This is a genomic window from Ectothiorhodospira sp. 9100, from assembly GCF_022227565.1.
In the GTDB taxonomy this organism is placed as follows: domain Bacteria; phylum Pseudomonadota; class Gammaproteobacteria; order Ectothiorhodospirales; family Ectothiorhodospiraceae; genus Ectothiorhodospira; species Ectothiorhodospira marina.
In genome coordinates this window covers 1-1,702 of sequence record NZ_JAJNAN010000104.1, presented here as the reverse complement: position 1 = coordinate 1,702, position 1,702 = coordinate 1, and the positions used below count along the sequence as shown (strand labels likewise).

Sequence of the window (1,702 nt, the reverse complement as noted above, 5' to 3'; positions counted from 1 at the left end):
GGCGCTACCTGTCTTGACCGACTCTCCGCGTCACCTTCGGATATTCTGGCTCTCGGTAACACCGGCAGGCGATGATGTGTCACAAGCAGCCAGCCGATGGCCGCAGCCAGGGGTGGCAAAGTCAGGAAAGGTGATGCCACCTCATCCAGGCCATCACTTGCAAGTCCGTCCAGCCAGTCATCCACATTCAGGTCGGAACCCTCGGCGAGTCGTGACAGCCAGCTTTCATCATCGCCACCACCGACAAAGGCCTGGAACAGGCGCAGCGATATCCATTCGTGGCGATACAGATTTCGGCCTTCCAGCTTGCCTGTCAGGCGGCGCTGGAAGGCCTCACAGGCCTTGCCAAGATCGTGCAGCAAGGCTCCCATGGAGGCCAAGAGCAGGATGTCCTCGCCGGTGTGCCAGTCATTTTCGTCGGCACGACGAAGAATATCCCGCGAAGTGGTATTGGTCGGCACCGTCCCTTGCAGATTAAAACGCCCGGCATCGCCAACGATCCATTTCAACTCGGTGTGGTCATGTCCGCGTATCCAGTGGCACGCCACGGCCGTATTCTTGCGCGCTGTCTTGCGAAGCAGTTTGCGGAGGGTGTCCAACCCCGCTTGAGTGATGGGCGTCTGCCAAGTGCGGTCACCGCACCTCTCGGCAAACTGATCCAGGATACGACGCGTCTCCTTGAGCGCATTCTTGCTGCACTGGGAGACCAATAGAACATTCATGGAACGACCTGACCCAGATCCTCGGCGACGGCCTTCACTGTGTCGATCATGAAGTCGAGCGATTCGGTCCTCGTCAGCCGCTCGATGCATGCTTGACGGAACTCCTGATCTTCGGCGCCCTGCATGGCGGATATGAACGCCTGGGGCAGAATTACGGCGTCCTTGACCAGGTCGGCCACATCGAAGACCAAACCACCCCGGCGCGTCTTGCCATGCAGTACCGCCAAGCCGTGGGGTATGCCGAGCACCCAGGTGGCGGTAGCCGCCAATCCATAGGCAAGATAGTTGCCATGGTCGAGGAAACGGTTGGCGGGATCGGTACCGCTCCCCCGCTTGGAGCGGGTGAATTCCCCATAATTCACCGCGCGAGCAGCAAGCTTGAAGAGCTGCTTGGTAAGACGCGCTTCCAAGGTCAGCAAATCGGTGGTGGTGGGTGAATGGGCGATGGCCTCACGATGGTCGGCCAAGGTGGAATGTAGTGACTCAGGTGCAACGGTGAAGCCAGCCTCTTTGAGCGGTCGTGTCTGCCAGATCGCCTCCATGCGGTCGAGGCGGGCCAGCTGGAATGCGCGCGCTGCCTCAAGTCGCTTCTGATCATCGAACCAGAAGCGGACCCAGTATTGCAGGTATTCGGTAGGGCGGTATTCGCTCTGGGGCGTCAGCCAGGAGACATCGACATCCACGTCGTTGGCCGCGAACAATGGCGTACCACCACCGCCACAAAAGCCAACCAGGACCCCCGCCTTGGCAAGCTCACGCATCGCGGCCTGGGTGATCGAGGTCCCCGTCCCTAACAATAACGATGTGGTATTCGCTATAGGGATATTCCAGTAGCGAGACTGGCGGCCTTCATCGGTGACGTATTCGACTCGCCCCCCATTGACGAGCACGCGGCAATGCTGGAGGTAATAAAGGTTGGCCCGCTTTGAATGCAGTATGGTCTTGAGATCAGAAGGCGAAAAATCATCCATAGCCGTCAA

Annotated in this window: 1 protein-coding gene and 1 pseudogene; both read right to left on the bottom strand. The window is 59.0% G+C overall.

Annotated elements, in window-relative coordinates; translation table 11 throughout:
* A pseudogene (locus LPW29_RS15085) lies at positions 1 to 722 on the bottom strand (type I-F CRISPR-associated helicase Cas3f); the annotation flags it as partial.
* Positions 719 to 1,693, bottom strand: a complete 975-nt coding sequence (gene cas1f, locus LPW29_RS15080) for a type I-F CRISPR-associated endonuclease Cas1f (protein WP_238628694.1) — start codon at positions 1,691 to 1,693, stop codon at positions 719 to 721. The pseudogene LPW29_RS15085 and the gene cas1f, both read right to left, overlap by 4 nt.
* Positions 1,694 to 1,702: the final 9 nt, after the last annotated feature.